Annotated in this window: 16 protein-coding genes; 10 read left to right on the top strand and 6 right to left on the bottom strand. The window is 73.8% G+C overall.

Annotated elements, in window-relative coordinates; all coding sequences use genetic code 11:
• Window positions 1-99: 99 nt before the first annotated feature.
• Window positions 100-951 carry a CoA transferase subunit A gene (locus ACZ4XJ_RS06770; RefSeq protein ID WP_362878811.1) on the bottom strand — a complete coding sequence of 284 codons (852 nt, stop codon included), beginning with the start codon at window positions 949-951 and terminating at the stop codon, window positions 100-102.
• Window positions 948-1697, bottom strand: coding sequence for an enoyl-CoA hydratase family protein (locus ACZ4XJ_RS06765; RefSeq protein WP_468495544.1), 750 nt, complete (start codon window positions 1695-1697; stop codon window positions 948-950). Before ACZ4XJ_RS06765 ends, ACZ4XJ_RS06770 begins: the two co-directional genes overlap by 4 nt.
• Before the next feature lie 56 nt (window positions 1698-1753).
• Between ACZ4XJ_RS06765 and ACZ4XJ_RS06760 the strand changes: the two genes are divergently transcribed.
• From ACZ4XJ_RS06760 to ACZ4XJ_RS06740, 5 genes are all read left to right on the top strand, one after another.
• A complete protein-coding gene (locus ACZ4XJ_RS06760) occupies window positions 1754-2518 on the top strand; it encodes an SDR family oxidoreductase (RefSeq protein ID WP_362878808.1) in 765 nt (254 codons plus the stop codon).
• Between the two features lies 1 nt (window position 2519).
• Window positions 2520-3428, top strand: coding sequence for an SDR family oxidoreductase (locus ACZ4XJ_RS06755; protein WP_362878807.1), 909 nt, complete (start codon window positions 2520-2522; stop codon window positions 3426-3428).
• 405 nt (window positions 3429-3833) lie between these two features.
• A complete protein-coding gene (locus ACZ4XJ_RS06750; RefSeq protein WP_362878805.1) occupies window positions 3834-4487 on the top strand; it encodes a DUF4360 domain-containing protein in 654 nt (217 codons plus the stop codon).
• 49 nt (window positions 4488-4536) lie between these two features.
• Window positions 4537-5205 (top strand): DUF4360 domain-containing protein, encoded by a 669-nt coding sequence (locus ACZ4XJ_RS06745; protein WP_468495926.1) that lies wholly within the window; start codon window positions 4537-4539, stop codon window positions 5203-5205.
• Window positions 5206-5953: 748 nt separating this feature from the next.
• Entirely contained in the window at window positions 5954-6151 is a 198-nt protein-coding gene (locus ACZ4XJ_RS06740; RefSeq protein ID WP_468495925.1) for a hypothetical protein, read from the top strand.
• On the opposite strand, the gene ACZ4XJ_RS06735 is transcribed toward ACZ4XJ_RS06740, so the two are convergent.
• Together ACZ4XJ_RS06735 and ACZ4XJ_RS06730 are read right to left on the bottom strand one after the other, a co-directional pair.
• The gene (locus ACZ4XJ_RS06735) at window positions 6135-6347 is read right to left on the bottom strand and encodes a hypothetical protein (protein ID WP_468495543.1); all 213 of its coding nucleotides are present in this window, start codon (window positions 6345-6347) and stop codon (window positions 6135-6137) included. The genes ACZ4XJ_RS06740 and ACZ4XJ_RS06735 overlap by 17 nt on opposite strands.
• 247 nt (window positions 6348-6594) lie before the next feature.
• Window positions 6595-7305: an HAD family acid phosphatase gene (locus ACZ4XJ_RS06730; RefSeq protein ID WP_362878800.1), complete on the bottom strand. Its 711-nt coding sequence runs from the start codon at window positions 7303-7305 to the stop codon at window positions 6595-6597.
• Window positions 7306-7917: 612 nt separating this feature from the next.
• On the opposite strand from ACZ4XJ_RS06730, the gene ACZ4XJ_RS06725 reads away from it, so the two are divergent.
• The 3 genes from ACZ4XJ_RS06725 to ACZ4XJ_RS06715 all read left to right on the top strand — a co-directional run bounded on the left by ACZ4XJ_RS06725 (window position 7918) and on the right by ACZ4XJ_RS06715 (window position 10887).
• Complete coding sequence (locus ACZ4XJ_RS06725) at window positions 7918-8691, top strand: S1 family peptidase (protein WP_362878799.1); 774 nt, start codon at window positions 7918-7920, stop codon at window positions 8689-8691.
• A gap of 233 nt (window positions 8692-8924) precedes the next feature.
• The gene (locus ACZ4XJ_RS06720; protein WP_362878797.1) at window positions 8925-9587 is read left to right on the top strand and encodes a response regulator transcription factor; all 663 of its coding nucleotides are present in this window, start codon (window positions 8925-8927) and stop codon (window positions 9585-9587) included.
• A gap of 76 nt (window positions 9588-9663) precedes the next feature.
• On the top strand, window positions 9664-10887 hold the full coding sequence (locus tag ACZ4XJ_RS06715; RefSeq protein ID WP_468495542.1) for a sensor histidine kinase: 1224 nt from the start codon (window positions 9664-9666) through the stop codon (window positions 10885-10887).
• 84 nt (window positions 10888-10971) lie between these two features.
• Here the strand turns inward: ACZ4XJ_RS06715 and ACZ4XJ_RS06710 are convergent, their stop codons facing one another.
• Window positions 10972-11346 (bottom strand): winged helix-turn-helix domain-containing protein, encoded by a 375-nt coding sequence (locus ACZ4XJ_RS06710; protein WP_468495541.1) that lies wholly within the window; start codon window positions 11344-11346, stop codon window positions 10972-10974.
• The gene (locus ACZ4XJ_RS06705) at window positions 11343-11762 is read right to left on the bottom strand and encodes a hypothetical protein (RefSeq protein ID WP_468495540.1); all 420 of its coding nucleotides are present in this window, start codon (window positions 11760-11762) and stop codon (window positions 11343-11345) included. The genes ACZ4XJ_RS06710 and ACZ4XJ_RS06705 overlap by 4 nt, the downstream gene beginning before the upstream one ends.
• Before the next feature lie 185 nt (window positions 11763-11947).
• Between ACZ4XJ_RS06705 and ACZ4XJ_RS06700 the strand changes: the two genes are divergently transcribed.
• Window positions 11948-12316, top strand: coding sequence for a chorismate mutase (locus ACZ4XJ_RS06700; protein WP_362878791.1), 369 nt, complete (start codon window positions 11948-11950; stop codon window positions 12314-12316).
• Between the two features lie 375 nt (window positions 12317-12691).
• A complete protein-coding gene (gene pepN / locus ACZ4XJ_RS06695; RefSeq protein ID WP_468495539.1) occupies window positions 12692-15196 on the top strand; it encodes an aminopeptidase N in 2505 nt (834 codons plus the stop codon).
• Window positions 15197-15466 lie beyond the last annotated feature (270 nt).

The raw sequence follows: 15466 nt of genomic DNA, 5'->3' as shown, positions 1-15466 counted from the left end.
CGGCCCGGGTGACGGCGGGGGTGGCGGCGGCGGTTTCGGCGGGGTCGGGGGCCGGTGTTCCCGCGGGGGCCGGGGTTTCGCCGGGGGCGTGGGCGCTGCTCAACTCTGCTCCTCGTGCCAGGTCCGGACGGCGGACCGGTAGTCGTGCTCGCTCGTCCCGGACAGGAAGCGGGCGGCGAACTCGGGCCAGGGGGTGGACGCGTAGAGCTTCTGGAAGGCCTCGTCGCGGTCGTGGTCCGGCGCGCAGGAGGTGAAGTGCGCGCCGCCCGGGGTCTCCACGACCCCGGTGACCGCGTGCCGGCTGACGAGGAGGGACTGCGGGGGGCCCGCCTTGGACAGCTCTGCGGTCTCCACGAGCTGTTCGCAGGAGACGTACGCGGCGTCCGCGGCCTCGCAGAACAGGTCGTCGAAGTACGGGTCGGGGCCCAGGTACTGGGCGTTGCCGAGGCGGTCCGCGCGGTTGAGGTGGACCAGGGCGGCGTCCAGGCGCAGGGCGGGGACGGCGACGAACTCCTCGCCGTCGGCGTAGGGGGAGGTGACGGTGCGCAACTCGGGGTTGACCCGCATGACGTCGGAGCCGAGTCCGGCGCGGACGGGCAGGAAGGGCAGCCGGTTCGCGGCGGCGTGCAGGCCCCACATGAACATGGCCTCGTCGAGTTCGGTGAGGGTCAGGGCGCCGCTCTCGCGGGCGGCCCGGAAGTTCGGCTCCAGGGCGATGGAGTCGAGGGTGACGAACGGGGCGACCAGCCGTCGGATCCGGCCGGCGGCGGCGAGCAGGCCCACGTCCGGGCCGCCGTAGGAGACCACGGTGAGATCGGTGATCTCGGAGCGGAGCAGTGCTCGCACCAGGGCCATCGGCTTGCGCCGGGAGCCCCAGCCGCCGATGCCGATGGTCATGCCGCTGCTCAGCCGGCCGACCACCTCCTCGGGGGTCATGGTCTTGTCGCTCACGCCGTCCCTTCCTTCCCGAAGGTGCCGCGGACCCGGTCGGCGACACCGCTGAGGTTGGCCTCGAAGGTGAAACCCTGCTCGAAGCGGTAGCTGCGGCGCACGTCCACGGGGTCGATGCCGTTGATGGCGGCCTTGGCGAGGCGGATCAGGTAGCCGTCCTTGCGGGCGATCTCGGCGGCCAGCTCCAGGGCCGCCCCCCGCACCTCCTCGCGCGGCACCACCTTCCAGACCGAGCCGTGCGCGTGCAGTTCGGCGGCGGTCGCGGTGCGGGAGGTGTAGTAGAGGGTGCGCATCAGGTGCTGGGGGACCAGCCGGGCCAGGTGGGTGGCGGCACCCAGGGCGCCCCGGTCCAGTTCGGGCAGCCCGAAGGTGGCGTCGTCCGAGGCGACGATCGCGTCGGCGTTGCCCACCAGGCCGATGCCGCCGCCGAGGCAGAAGCCGTGCACGGCCGCGACGACCGGGACCTCGCACTCGTAGACGGCGGCGAAGGCCTCGGCGCAGCCGCGGTTGGCCCCGATGAGGGAGGCGTGCCCGGTATCGCGCTGCATCTCCTTGATGTCGACCCCGGCGTTGAAGCCGCGCCCCCCTGAGGCCAGGACCACACAGCGGACCGCGGGGTCGCGGCCGGCGGCGCGCACGGCGTCGGCGAGGTCGTACCAGCCCTGGACGGGCAGCGCGTTGACGGGTGGGAAGTCGACTGTGACGAGTGCGATGCCCTTGTCCGGGCCGGAGGTGAAGACACCCATGAGCGGATCAGCTACCTTTCCACCAAACATTTGTTAGGTGAGGAAGGTAGCAGCCGATGGAGCTCAAGGGGAGGGTCGTCGTCGTCACGGGCGGAACCCGGGGCGTCGGCGCCGGGATCGCCCGGTCGTTCCTCGCGGCGGGCGCGCGGGTCGTCGTCTGCGCGCGCCGTCCGCCCGCCGAACCGGTCGGGGCGGCCGGCCGGCAGGCCGATTTCACCGCCCTCGACCTGCGCGATCCGGACGCCGTACGGGAGTTCTTCGCCGAGGTCGCCGAGCGGTACGGACGGCTCGACTGCCTGGTCAACAACGCGGGCGGTACCCCGTACCGGCTGCTGGGCGAGGGGGAGGCCGAGCGGCACGCACGCGTCGTCGCCCTCAACCTGGTGGCCCCGCTGACGGCCTCGCTCGCGGCGCACCCGTGGCTGCGCGCGGCGCGCGGCTCGGTCGTGATGATCGGCAGCGTCAGCGGCACCCGGCCCTCTCCCGGCACGGCGGCCTACGGGGCCGCGAAGGCGGGCCTGGAGAACCTGGCCCGGTCGATGGCCGTGGAGTGGGCGCCCGACGTACGGGTCAACTCGCTGGTGCTGGGCATGGTGCGGACCGAACTGTCGCACCTGCACTACGGCGACGAGGCGGGCGTCGCCGCCGTAGGCGCGACCGTGCCCCTGGGGCGGCTGGCCGAGCCCTCGGACGTGGGGGAGGCGGCGCTGTTCCTCGCCTCGGACCGGGCGGCCTACGTGAGCGGCGCGAGCCTGCTGGTGCACGGCGGCGGCGAACGGCCGGCGTTCCTCGATGCGGCAACTGTCAACAAGGAGAGCTGAAATGGGCATGGCTGACGGACGCGTGGTCGTCGTGACGGGCGCGGGACGGGGGCTGGGCCGGGCCCACGCCCTGGCCTTCGCGGCGGAAGGGGCCCGGGTCGTCGTCAACGACCTGGGCGTGGGACTCGACGGTCGGCCGCAGGCGGACGGGCCGGCCGCGCAGGTCGTCGCCGAGATCCGGGGACGGGGCGGCGAGGCGGTGGCGCACGGCGGGGACATCGCGACGGGCGAGGGCGCGGCCTCGCTGGTGGAGTGCGCGGTGTCCGCCTTCGGCCGGCTGGACACCCTGGTCAACAACGCCGGGTTCCTGCGCGACCGGATGCTGGTGAACCTCGACGAGGACGACTGGGACGCCGTCGTACGGGTCCACCTCAAGGGCCACTTCCTGCCGCTGCGGGAGGCCGCCGGTTGGTGGCGGGCGGAGGCGAAGGCCGGCCGGCCGGTGGCCGCGCGGGTGGTCAACACCTCCTCCGGAGCCGGGCTGCTCGGCTCGGTCGGGCAGGGCAACTACAGCGCGGCGAAGGCGGGCATCCTCGGCATGACCCTGGTCGCGGCGGCCGAAATGGGCCGGTACGGGGTCCAGGTCAACGCCATCGCCCCCGCCGCCCGGACCCGGATGACCGAACGGGCCTTCGCCGGGGCGATGGCCGCCCCCGCCGCCGGCGCCTTCGACGCGATGGCGCCCGAGAACGTGTCCCCCCTCGTGGTGTGGCTCGGCTCGGACGCCTCGGCCGGGGTCACCGGCCGGGTCTTCGAGACCGAGGGCGGCCGGATCACCGTCATGGAGGGCTGGCGCCCCGGACCCACCGCGGACCGCGGGTTCCGCTGGACCCCCGCCGAGGCGGGCGAGGCGGCGGCGAAGCTGCTGGCGCAGGCGCAGCCGCCGCACCCGGTGTACGGGGCGCGGTAGCCGCCGGGTCGGGGCGGAACCGGACGGGCGCGGTGGGTCCGGGGGCGGGCCGCGCCCCGCCCCGCTGTGCCGTTCCCGTACTCGGCCGGGCCGGGTCGGGTCGGGCCGGGCCGGGTCGGGTTCGCGTCGTACAGCCGCGCCGCCCCGCGTCGCCCCGCGTCGCGGCGGTCCGTTGCGTGCTTCTGGACATCTTCGCCGGAGCGGCCGGCGCGCCCGTCGTGGCCGGCGCGGGGCGGTCGGGCTGCTGGGCGGGGGGACGCGGCAGATCGCGCCCGCGCGGAATCCGGCCAGGAAAAGCGGCCCGGGGTCATTGGCCACATCGGGTCCTTCCCCTTCCCGTCGCCCCTGTGGTGGCATGTCCACGCCGAATTCGGCAGTGGTTTCCGACGGGATGGAGAAAGACAAATGCAGCTCCGCAGACTCAGCACCGGCGCGGCGGTCCTGGCACTGGCGGCCATGGCCGTGACCGCACCGGTCCAAGCCGATTCACCGGAAAACCCGCCGCCCGGGCGGGTCACCGTCGACGTGGTCGGGGTGAACGGGTCCGGCTGCCCGCAGGGCACCGCCGAGGTCGCCGCGGCCTCCGACAACACCGCGTTCACCGTCACGTACAGCAACTACCTCGCCCAGGCCGGCGCCGGCGCCGGCGGCACCGAGTTCCGCAAGAACTGTCAGCTCGCCCTGCGGATCCACGTCCCCCAGGGGTTCACGTACGCCATCGCCCGGGCCGATTACCGCGGCTTCGCGCACCTCCAGCGCGGCGCCCACGGGCAGCAGCGCGCCAACTACTACTTCCAGGGCCAGGCCCAGACCGCGCGCAGCACCCACCAGTTCACCGGCCCGCTCAGCGACAACTGGCAGGCGAGCGACCGCACCGAGTACGCCGACCTCGTCTGGGCGCCCTGCGGCGAGGAACGCAACCTCAACGTCAACACCGAGCTGCGGGTGTACACCGGGACCTCGAACCCGCAGGCCCCGAGCTTCATGAGCATGGACTCGACGGACGGCAGCGTCAGCACGGTCTACCACTTCGAGTGGAAGGAATGCCCCGCGGGCTGACCGGCGCGAGCGAGCACAGCAACCCCCGACCCCGTCAGGAGTGATGACGATGTCCCCCTCGCTGTCCCGCACCCTGCTCGTCGGCGGCGCGACCGCCGCCCTGATCGCCACCGCCACGCCGGCCGGAGCCTCCGGATCGGGCCCGATCACCGCCCCGCCCGACAAGATCGTGATCGAACTCGCCACCGTGAACGGCTCGGGCTGCCGCGAAGGCACCGCCGAGGTCGCCGTGGCCCCCGACAACACCGCCTTCACCGTCACGTACAGCGAGTACCTCGCGCAGGTCGGCCCCGGCGCCCCGCCGACGGCGTTCCGCAAGAACTGTCAGCTCAACCTCCGCGTCCACGTCCCCAACGGGTTCACCTACGCGATCGTCCAGGCCGACTACCGCGGATTCGCATTCCTCCAACCCGGAGCGTCCGGTCAGGAAAGGGCGAACTACTACTTCCAGGGAATGCCCCAGACATCCCAGCGGACCCATCAGTTCAGTGGACCGCTCAACGACAACTGGCAGGCGACCGACCGGACGGAATACGCCGACCTGGTATGGGCGCCGTGCGGGGAAAAACGCAATTTCAACATCAATACCGAACTGCGGGTGAATGCCGGCACCTCCAACCCGCAGACGACCAGCTTCATGGCGATGGACTCCACCGACGCCAGCGTCAACACCCTTTACCACCTCGCCTGGCAGGCGTGCCCCGCGCCGCGGACGTAGCGCCGTGAGCCGGGGGCGGGGCCGACGTGCGACCGGCCCCGCCCCACCGGGACGTCCCGCCCCCGCCGACGGGCGGGACGCCCCCACCACGGGGGCGTCCCCGTCACAGGACGTCCCCGCCCACGGGCCGGCGCGCCACGTGCCGCCCCTGCGGGCCGGGGCCCGGACGTCCCGGCCCGTGGCCCTTTCCGCTCACCGGGAACACGCCCTCCCGCCCGCGCCCACCGCCCGCCTACCGTCTGCCGCACCACACACCACGCAGCCGGGAGGACCCCATGATCGACGGCCGGCGCCGGCGCGAGGCCGCCGAGCTGCCGCGCGGGGCCGAGCGGCACCGGACCCCCGTACGGCCGCTCACCGAGCTGTTCGAGGGGATCGACGCGCCGGACGCGTACGAGATCCAGCTCATCAACATCCGCCGGCGCACCACCGCCGAGGGCGCCCGCGTCACAGGCCACAAGGTCGGCCTCTTCTCGCCCGTCACGCAGGCCATGATGGGCGTCGACCAGCCCGACCACGGCCACCTGCTGGACACCATGGAACTGCGCCCGGACGCCCCCGTGCGGGCCGCCGCGTACTGCGCGCCCCGCATCGAGCCCGAGGTCGGCTTCGTCCTCGGCGCCGACCGGATCGCCCTGCTGTACGCCAATCTTGACCCCGGCGTCGGTCGTCCTCCGGGAGGAACCGGAGGGGCTGGGAGGGCGCCTGCGCCGCCTGCTGCTGCCGGGTCGTGGAGGGCGAGGTGTCGATGGTCCGCAAGGTCCTGGACGCCGAGGACCTGGCCGACGGCTACGTCCTGGCCTGCCGGGCCCTGCCGGGCCCTGCCGGTCACCGCCCGGGTGCGGGTGACGTACGGGTGAAACGCAACGGGCCCGGCCCCCTGGCGAGGGGTCGGGTCCGGTGGGTGTGCGATGAGGTATCCGTACCCGCTACATCCACCCGCTGAACCGCAACCGGCCCATCATGTTGTCCATCGCCCGCGGCGACACCGCCGGCTCCCCGTCCGCGGGCGGTACGGAGGCCGAGACGCGGCCCGCCCGGCCCGGCCCGTACAGCTCGCGCCACACGGACCGCACGCAGGCCAGGACCGCCGGCGCCGGCCGGGCCGGCTCGTGCTCGCCCCGACAGGAGGACAGGGACACGGCGGCGGCCGCCCGTCCCGCACCCCGCGAGGCGCGGCCACGCAGTGCACCCCGCGGAAGGTTTCCTCCCGGTCCCAGGCGACCCCTCGCGCAGCGCGGCCGGGCGCACCAGGGTCCGGGCGGTGCGCGCACGCCGCCCCCGGGCCACGGCCCCCTCGACGGCGTCCCGGTCGCCGAGGGTGGGGGCGGGGGAGGCTGCGGCGGGGCCGGCGGCCTCTGACGGCCGCCGTCCCCGCGCGCCCTCGGATCAGGACAGCTTGCCGTCGTAGTCCGGCAACTTCACGGTGCGCTCCGCATGGCCGCCGACCAGGTCGCTCTGCTTGTTCCCGATGTTCGCGATGATCGTGTAGCCGCGGGCCTCGATCTCGGCGCGCTTGCCCGTCTTGTAGGTGCTCACCTCGTGGAACAGGTCGGGCAGGTCCCGGACGTAGAGGCCCGAGACGGGGTAGCCGACGGCCTTGAGGTTGTGCTCGGTCAGGGAGTGCAGGATCCCCGGCCGGGCGGTGACGAAGAAGATCGCGACGCCGCGGTCGTTGGCGTACCGGGTCAGTTCGCGGACCTTGCCGATCGCGGGCGTCGGGAAGGTCCAGAACCAGTGGAAGTCCGTCTCCAGCGACGAGTTGTCGATGTCGAGGACGAGCGCCGGCTTCTCCCCGGCCGGGGAGGCGGCGATGCGCTGCTCGATCGCGGGGCGGGCGGCGTCGATGACGGCGGCCACGTCGCGCTGCCAGGTGGCGTAGTCGATGCCGAGGATCGCCGCGTTGCCGCCGGGCGCGGAGGCGGTGACGGCGCTCGCGGCGGCCGGCGCGGTCACGGCCCGCTCCGCCGGGGCGGCCCCGGCCGTGGTGGCGGGCAGCAGGGCCAGGACGGCTCCCGCGACGGCGACGCCCGCGGCGGCGGTGGCGCTGCGGCGGGGAAGACCCGTACGGGTGGGGAGGGTGCGGCGGGTGATGCGCATGTGGGGGCGCTCCTCGGTCACGGATTGGCATGTACGCGACCAGGCTGGGGGAGCGGCGCCCACCTGTCTACCGGTCGGTAGGAAACTTTTCGCAGCCGCCGGGTGAACCCCCGTCACCTGCCGCACGCCAGCCGCCGCGCGGTGCGCCCCGCACCGTGGCCCCCGCGCCCCGCACCCGCCGCGCGCACCGGGCGATGTGCGCCGGGGGTGGGTGACCCCCGGGGGCCTCGCGGGCCTCGCGGGCCTCGCGGGTCGGCGGGGCGGCCGGATCCCGCCGGTGCGCGGGGAAGTGGTCGTTCGCCTCCGCGCGGTGGTCCGGGCCGCCGCGGTCGGTTCCGCCAGTCACCGCGTCCCGCACCGGCCGGAACGCCGTCACCACCCGCGTCGGGCGCCGGAGCCGGGCCGGGAGCGAGGCGTGAACGGCCCCCGGGGGCGGAAATCCGCGTTCCGCCGGGCCGTCGCACCCACCGTTCTGCGCCCCACCGCCTCCCCGGCCGGAAGTTGTCCGAAAACGCGTTCTTGCTTGCACCGGAGGTTCGGTTGTGTCATGGACCCGTCATTCACCCGATGACGCGCACGGCCCAACCCCCCACGAAAGGCAGTGTGTTGACCATGGCCATCCTCGGCAGATTCCTCAAGCAGTCCCTCGCCGTCGGCGCCGTCGCCCTCGCGGCCGTCAGCCTCCAGACCACCGGAGCGGGCGCCGCCCAGGCACCCGTCGTCGGCGGTACCCGCGCCGCACAGGGCGAGTTCCCCTTCATGGTCCGCCTCTCCATGGGCTGCGGCGGAGCCCTCTACACCCAGCAGATCGTCCTCACCGCGGCCCACTGCGTGAACGGCTCCGGCAACAACACCTCCATCACCGCCACCGCCGGCGTCGTCGACCTCAACAGCACCGGCGCCATCAAGGTCAAGTCCACCAAGGTCCTCCAGGCCCCCGGCTACAACGGCACGGGCAAGGACTGGGCCCTCATCAAGCTCGCCAAGCCCATCAACCTGCCCACCCTGAAGATCGCCGAGACCAAGGCCTACGACAACGGCACCTTCACCGTCGCCGGCTGGGGCGCCACCCGCGAGGGCGGCAGCCAGCAGCGCTACCTCATGAAGGCCACCGTCCCCTTCGTCTCCGACGCCTCCTGCCAGAGCTCCTACGGCGGCGACCTCGTACCCGGCGAGGAGATCTGCGCCGGCCTGCCCCAGGGCGGCGTCGACACCTGCCAGGGCGACTCCGGCGGCCCCATGTTCCGCCGCGACAACGCCAACGCCTGGATCCAGGTCGGCATCGTCAGCTGGGGCCAGGGCTGCGCCCGCCCGAACTACCCCGGCGTCTACACCGAGGTCTCCACCTTCGCGGGAGCGATCAAGAGCGCGGCCGCGACCCTCTAGCACCACCGGCGCCACCCCCTCGTCCTTCCGGCCGGCCGCGAACCGGCCGGAAGGACGAAGCGCACCACCCCGGACGTGCCCAACGTCGAGGGACGTACCGCGAGGGCGGAACACCGCTGCCCCACCCCGCGACACCCATCCGGCGGCCCCCGCGCGGTTGCGGTCCGCCGCCCGCACCGGTCCGATGGGAGGAGTCCATCGGCGGCAGCGGGCGACAGTGGGGCAGGCAGCGCATGACGATCAGAGTGGTCATCGCCGACGACCAGGACATGGTCAGGGCCGGTTTCCGGATGATCCTGGAGAGCATGCCCGACATCGAGGTCGTCGCCGACGTCGTCGACGGCGAAGCGGCCCTGGCCGCCGTCGCCGAACACCGACCCGACGTCCTCCTCCTCGACATCCGCATGCCGCGCCTCGACGGACTCGAAGTCACCCGCCGACTCTCCGGCCGGGCACAGGACAAGCCGCGCATCGTCATCGTCACCACCTTCGACCTCGACGAGTACGTCCACGCCGCCCTCCACGGCGGCGCGTCCGGCTTCCTCCTCAAGGACGCGAGCCCGGCCATGCTGGTCGAAGCCGTACGGGCGGCAGCCGCCGGGGACGCGCTCGTCTCACCCGCCATCACCGTACGACTGCTGCGCGAAATGGCCCCCCGCACCGCCGCCGCCCAAGCCGCCCGCCGCCCCGCCGAACCCCTCACCGAACGCGAACGGGACGTCGTACGCTGCCTCGCGCGCGGGCTGACCAACGCGGAGATCGCCGGCGAACTGTACGTATCGCTGTCCACCGTCAAGACCCACCTGGCGAACGTCCAGGCCAAACTCGACGCCCGCAACCGCGTCGAGATCGCCGCCTGGGCCTGGGAGAGCGGCCTGGCCACCGGCCCCACGTGAACGCGCCGACCACGGGGGCACGCGCCGTGCCCGCCGCACGCGCCGCGCCCCGCGCGGGCCGCGTCGGGGGCGGGCGGTGAGCCCGCTCGCGAGCTGGGCGCGACGCAACCCGCACGCCGCCGACGGGATCCGGCTGTTCCTCTCCCTCGCGCTCCTCGCCCTCGTCACCTTCGAAGGCGTCGTCCTCGCCCGCCGACCCAGCCTCCCGCACACCGCCGTCTGGATCTCCGGCATCCTCGTCTGCCTCAGCGCCGCGCCCTGGCCCCGAATCCCCCTCCTGACCCGCGCCCGGTTCGCCGCCGCCACCACCTGGACCGTCACCCTCCTCCTCATCTTCGGCAACCACCCCCTCGTCGTCTGGGGCGGCGGCGAGGCCATCGCCCTGCTCGTCCTGCTCTCCCAGGTCCTGCTCCGCGCCCCCGCCCGCACCGCCGCCGTCCTCGGCCCGCTCCTCGGCCTCGGCTGCATGGCCGTACCCGTCCGGGACACCAACCCCGGCCGGTTCACCCTGCTCTTCTCCGTCCTCGCCGTCGTCGTCGGCGCCTACTCCCTCCTGCTGCGCCTCCAGTCCGTCCAACGCGTCCGCGAACTGCGTGCCGTCCGCACCGCCGAACGCCTGGAACTGGCCCGCGAACTCCACGACCTCGTCGCCCACCACGTCACCGGCATCGTCGTGGAAGCCCGCGCCGCCCGCTTCACCCGCGTCACCGCCGAACACGCCGCCGACATCTTCGGCCGCATCGAAACCGCCGGCGACGAGGCCCTCGGATCCATGCGCCGCCTCGTCAAGGTCCTCCGCGACGACGACGCCGACCGCCCGACAGCCGCCGACCGCACCACCGATGCCGGCGGCGCGGCGGCCGGGGGAGGAGCGGCCGGGCGCACGCGCGGGCCGGGCACCGCCCCCGTCGCCGGCCTCGCCGACATCCGCTCGCTCACCGACCGCTTCGCCGTCACCGGCCCGCCCGTCGTCCTGACCGTGGAGGATGGCCTGGACACGCGTCTCCCCGGCGACGTCGCCGCCACCGCCCACCGCATCGTCCTAGAAGCCCTCACCAACATCGGCAAGCACGCCGCCGACACCACCGCCGTCCGCGTCGGCCTGCGCACCGTCCCCGACGGCCTCGAAGTCCACATCGCCGACGAGGGCGGCCACCCCGCCCGACTCTCCGAAAAGGCCCGCGGCGGCGGCTACGGCCTCGCCGGGATGACCGAACGCGCCGAAGCCCTCGGCGGCTCCCTCACCGCCGGCCCCACCCCGGAAGGCGGCTGGCTCGTCACGGCCGTCCTGCCCCTGTAGTGCGGTGACCGACACGGTCCGAGCAGGGGCCCCGACGCCGCGCGGAGCCCCGGTACGGGCCGGGCAAGATCCGACACCGGCGGCCTAGCCCAGCGCGATCGCCCGCAACGCGGCCAGATGCCGGGCGTAGACGGCCCGGCCCTCGGCGGTCAGCGAGAGCCACGTACGGGGACGGCGCCCCACCCGCCCCTTGCGGACCTCCACCCAACCGGCCTCCTCCAGCGCCGAGACCTGCTTGGACAGCACCGAGTCACTGACCTCCACCACGTCGCGCACGAAGCCGAACTCGGCCTTGTCCAGCGGGACCAACGCCGCCACCACGGACAGCCGAACCGGCGCGTTGAGCAGCGGCGCCAGATCGTGTCGGGGATGAGCGCCACGCTTCACCCCGCCCGCGGTCGCCCCGACCCCCGCCGCGTCCCCAGTCGTCCCGTCCGTCCCCGACCGTAGGTCGGTCATGCCGTGCCCCGGCCCTCGAACCAGGCGCCGAGGGCGGGCGGCAGCGCGCACCCCAGGGTCGCGGCGATCGTGAAGGCCACGTCATCCACGAACACCGTGGTGCCGAGCGCCACGACGAGTCCGAACACGGTTGCCCAGGACCCGATCAGCAGGCCGTGCTTGAGGCCGAAGCCGCGCCGCACGACGCGCTGCCGGGCGGCGTACACGCTCAGCCCGGTCACCATCAGGGTGTTGACCGACGCGAAGACCAGCGCGGAAGCGAGGCCGTGCCACAGCAGGGCCACCGGTACCAGCACCAACTGCCCGGTGGCGAAGATCCACAGGTAGCGCGCGTACCAACCGCTCCGGGCCCGCACGGCCTTCTCCAGGCCGGCCGCCCGGTCCAGCGCTCCTGCGGCGCCCACGAAGTCGCTCACGATCCGTCCCCCCTCGCTGCCCTGCGTCACTCGACGCTTCTCACTATGGCAACTACTTTCCACCTCGGCAAGTGTCTACGGGTCGTCCTCAGCCGACACGCCCCGACCGGCCACCGGACGGAAAGTCGTCTCAACCACCGACTGGCCGGCGGACCACGACCCCGCGCCACGTATTCTCGGGAACCATGGAGAACAGCGCCACGGACAACGGCACGCACACGGGCACCGGCACGCACACCGGCACCGGTACCAGCGGCATCGACGGGAGCGTCGCCGCGGAACTGTCCCGCCTGCGCGACAGCATCGACAACATCGACGCGGCCGTCGTCCACATGCTCGCCGAGCGCTTCAAGTGCACCCAGCAGGTCGGCCACCTCAAGGCCCGCCACCAGCTGCCCCCCGCCGACCCGGGCCGCGAGGCCAGCCAGATCGCCCGGCTGCGCCAGCTCGCCGAGAACGCGAAGCTCGACCCGGCCTTCGCCGAGAAGCTCCTCAACTTCATCATCGCCGAGGTCATCCGCCACCACGAGACCATCGCCGCGGGCGAGGAGTAACCCCCGAGGCCAGCCCGGCACGGCCCGGCACGCCCCAGCCCCGCGCGCCGGCGCCCCGCCCTCCCCGGCCATCGCTCGTCCGTCGCGGACCGCGCCCGTCCGCCACCCCGCACGCCCCGCCCCCGCCGGACCTCGCCCCCGGGCCCCGCCCCCGCCCCGCACGGCCGCCCGTACCGGACGCCCCCCGCGCCCGGCACGGCCCCCGTACCGGACGGACCCCCGCCCCCGCCCCCGCACGGCCGCCCGTACCGGACGCCTCCGCCCTGCACGGCCCGCCGTACCGGACGCCCCCCGCCCCCGTGCCCCACGGCCCGCCGTACCGGACGGCCCACATACCCCCTGGGTCCCGGGCGCGACGTCGGGCAGCATGGCCCCATGTCCGCATTGACGCGCAACGAAGCGCAGCTCCGAGCACAACTCCTCGACGTCCACCACTACGCCGTCACCCTCGACCTCACCACCGGCGACGACACCTTCGACTCCACCACCGTCATCCGCTTCGCCGCCCGCGCCGCCGGAGACACCTTCGTGGAACTGAAACCGGACGAACTGCGCTCCGCCACGCTCGACGGCCAACCCCTCGACACCACCGCCCTCACCGACAACCGCCTCCCGCTCCCCGCCCTGGCCGAAGGCGACCACGAGCTGCGCGTCGACGCCCGCATGCGCTACTCCCGCACCGGCGAAGGCCTGCACCGCTTCACCGACCCCGCGGACGGGGAGACGTACGTCTACTCCCAAATGTTCATGGACGACGTCCAGCGCGTCTTCCCCGCCTTCGACCAGCCCGACCTCAAGGCCGTCTTCGCGTTCACCGTCACCGCCCCCGCCCACTGGACCGTCCTCGCCAACGGCATCACCACCCGTACCGGCGACCGCGACACCGACGGCGCCGGCATCTGGCAGTCCGCCCCCACCCCCCTCATCTCCACCTACCTCGCCGCCGTCGCAGGCGGCCCCTGGCACAGCGTCACCACCGAACACGCCGGCCTTCCCTTCGGCATCCACTGCCGCAAATCCCTCGCCCCCCATCTCGACGCCGACGCCGACGAGATCCTCTCCGTCACCACCGACTGCTTCGACCGCTACCACGAGAAGTTCGCCGAGCCCTACCCCTTCGACTCCTACGACCAGGCCTTCGTCCCCGAGTTCAACGCCGGCGCCATGGAGAACCCGGGCCTCGTCACCTTCCGCGACGAGTTCGTCTTCCGCTCCGCCGTCACCGACACCGAACGCCAGAGCCGCGCCATGGTCATCGCCCACGAGATGGCCCACATGTGGTTCGGCGACCTCGTCACCCTCGCCTGGTTCGACGACATCTGGCTCAACGAGTCCTTCGCCGAATACATGGGCTACCAGACCCTCACCGAAGCCACCCGCTTCACCGGCACCTGGACCGAATTCGGCATGGTCCGCAAACCCTGGGGCTACGACGCCGACCAACGCCCCTCCACCCACCCCGTCGCCCCCGCCCCCGAGGACGTCCCCGACACCGCCTCCGCCCTCCTCAACTTCGACGGCATCTCCTACGCCAAGGGCGCCTCCGCCCTGCGCCAACTCGTCGCCTGGCTCGGCGAGAAGGACTTCCTCGCCGGCATCAACACCCACTTCGCCCGCCACAAGTTCGCCAACGCCTCCCTCGCCGACTTCGTGGACTCCCTCGCCGCCCACACCGACCGCGACGTCCACGCCTGGGCCCAGGTCTGGCTCCGCACCACCGGCGTCGACACCCTCACCCCCCGCATCGAGGAGAGCACCGGCGGCTGGACCCTCACCGTCGACCACCACGGCAGCCGCCCCCACCACATCACCGCCGGCACCTACGAACTCGCCCCCGACGGCCTCCTGGAACGCGGCGAACTCCTCGGCATCGACGTCCCCTCCGACGAGATCCTCTCCGGCAGCGGCCGCCGCCCCGACCTCCTCGTCCTCAACGACGGAGACCTCGGCTACACCAAGATCCGCCTCGACGCGATCTCCCTGGAAACCGCCCTGCGCGGCCTCTCCCGCCTCCCCGACCCCCTCACCCGCGCCGTCGTCTGGGGCTCCCTGCGCGACATGGTCCGCGACGGCGAACTCGAACCCGGCGCCTACCTCACCACCGCCGCCGCCCACCTGCCCGACGAGAGCGACCTCGCCATCGTCCAGGGCGTCCTCGGCTTCGCCCGCACCCACGTCGCCGACCGCTACGTCGCCCCCACCGAACGCACCGCCGCCCTCAACCTCATCACCTCCGTCACCCGCGACCTGCTCCGCCGCACCGAGGACGGCGCCGAACCCGGCCTGCGGCTCGCCGCCGTACGCGTCCTCATCGACAGCGCCACCCAGCCCGACACCCTCGCCGCCTGGCTCACCGACGGCACCGTCCCCGGCGGCCCCGAACTCGACCCCGAGCTGCGCTGGCGCATCCTCGCCCGCCTCAGCGTCCTCGGCGCCGCCGACGAGGACACCATCGCCGCCGCCCTCACCGCCGACCCCAGCGCCACCGGCCGCGAAGGCGCCGCCCGCTGCCGCGCCGCCCTCCCCACCCCCGAGGCCAAGGCCGCCGCTTGGCAACGCCTCTTCCACGACGACACCCTCTCCAACTACCTCTTCACCGCCACCGCACAAGGCTTCTGGCAACCCGAACAGGCCGACCTGGTACGGGAGTACGTCCCCCGCTACTACCCCGAAGCCGTCGCCCTCGGAGCCCGCCGCGGCCCCGCCATCGCCGAAGCCGCCGGCCGCTGGGCCTTCCCCGCGTACGCCATCGACGACACCAACCTCCAGGCCGGCCAAACCTGCCTGGAGGACCCCGACCTCATCCCCCTGCTCCGCCGCAAACTCGTCGACCACCTCGACGACCTCGCCCGAGCCCTCCGCATCCGCACCCCCGCCTGACCCCCCACCACCCCCGCCGGACCGACGCCCCCAGCCCCTGCCCCGGGGGGTGCCGGACCTGCGGGGCGCCGACCTGAGGGGATGCGAGCCACGGGAGTCCGAGCTACGGGGGCCGGGGCCCACGCCCGGCCCTCCGCCCGGATCCGGTCCTCCGCCCGGATCCGGTCCTCCGCCCGGATCCGGTCCTCCGCCCGGATCCGGTCCTCCGCCCGGCCCCGGTCCTCCGCCCGGCCCGGTCCCGGCTCTCCGCCCGGCCCGGTCCCGGCTCTC

Source organism: Streptomyces sp. NPDC029836 (assembly GCF_055574495.1).
Note: the sequence above shows the minus strand (reverse complement) of the source record. Positions and strands in the feature narration are given on the sequence as shown.

What these genes read in the sequence shown, in the direction of transcription:
- ACZ4XJ_RS06710 (WP_468495541.1), bottom strand. Translation starts at nt 11,346, where the DNA reads ATGACCGACCTACGGTCGGGGACGGACGGGACGACTGGGGACGCGGCG.
- ACZ4XJ_RS06750 (WP_362878805.1), top strand. Translation starts at nt 3,834, where the DNA reads ATGCAGCTCCGCAGACTCAGCACCGGCGCGGCGGTCCTGGCACTGGCG.
- ACZ4XJ_RS06755 (WP_362878807.1), top strand. Translation starts at nt 2,520, where the DNA reads ATGGGCATGGCTGACGGACGCGTGGTCGTCGTGACGGGCGCGGGACGG.
- ACZ4XJ_RS06700 (WP_362878791.1), top strand. Translation starts at nt 11,948, where the DNA reads ATGGAGAACAGCGCCACGGACAACGGCACGCACACGGGCACCGGCACG.
- ACZ4XJ_RS06730 (WP_362878800.1), bottom strand. Translation starts at nt 7,305, where the DNA reads ATGCGCATCACCCGCCGCACCCTCCCCACCCGTACGGGTCTTCCCCGC.
- ACZ4XJ_RS06725 (WP_362878799.1), top strand. Translation starts at nt 7,918, where the DNA reads ATGGCCATCCTCGGCAGATTCCTCAAGCAGTCCCTCGCCGTCGGCGCC.
- pepN (WP_468495539.1), top strand. Translation starts at nt 12,692, where the DNA reads ATGTCCGCATTGACGCGCAACGAAGCGCAGCTCCGAGCACAACTCCTC.
- ACZ4XJ_RS06745 (WP_468495926.1), top strand. Translation starts at nt 4,537, where the DNA reads ATGTCCCCCTCGCTGTCCCGCACCCTGCTCGTCGGCGGCGCGACCGCC.
- ACZ4XJ_RS06760 (WP_362878808.1), top strand. Translation starts at nt 1,754, where the DNA reads ATGGAGCTCAAGGGGAGGGTCGTCGTCGTCACGGGCGGAACCCGGGGC.
- ACZ4XJ_RS06740 (WP_468495925.1), top strand. Translation starts at nt 5,954, where the DNA reads ATGGTCCGCAAGGTCCTGGACGCCGAGGACCTGGCCGACGGCTACGTC.
- ACZ4XJ_RS06720 (WP_362878797.1), top strand. Translation starts at nt 8,925, where the DNA reads ATGACGATCAGAGTGGTCATCGCCGACGACCAGGACATGGTCAGGGCC.
- ACZ4XJ_RS06765 (WP_468495544.1), bottom strand. Translation starts at nt 1,697, where the DNA reads ATGGGTGTCTTCACCTCCGGCCCGGACAAGGGCATCGCACTCGTCACA.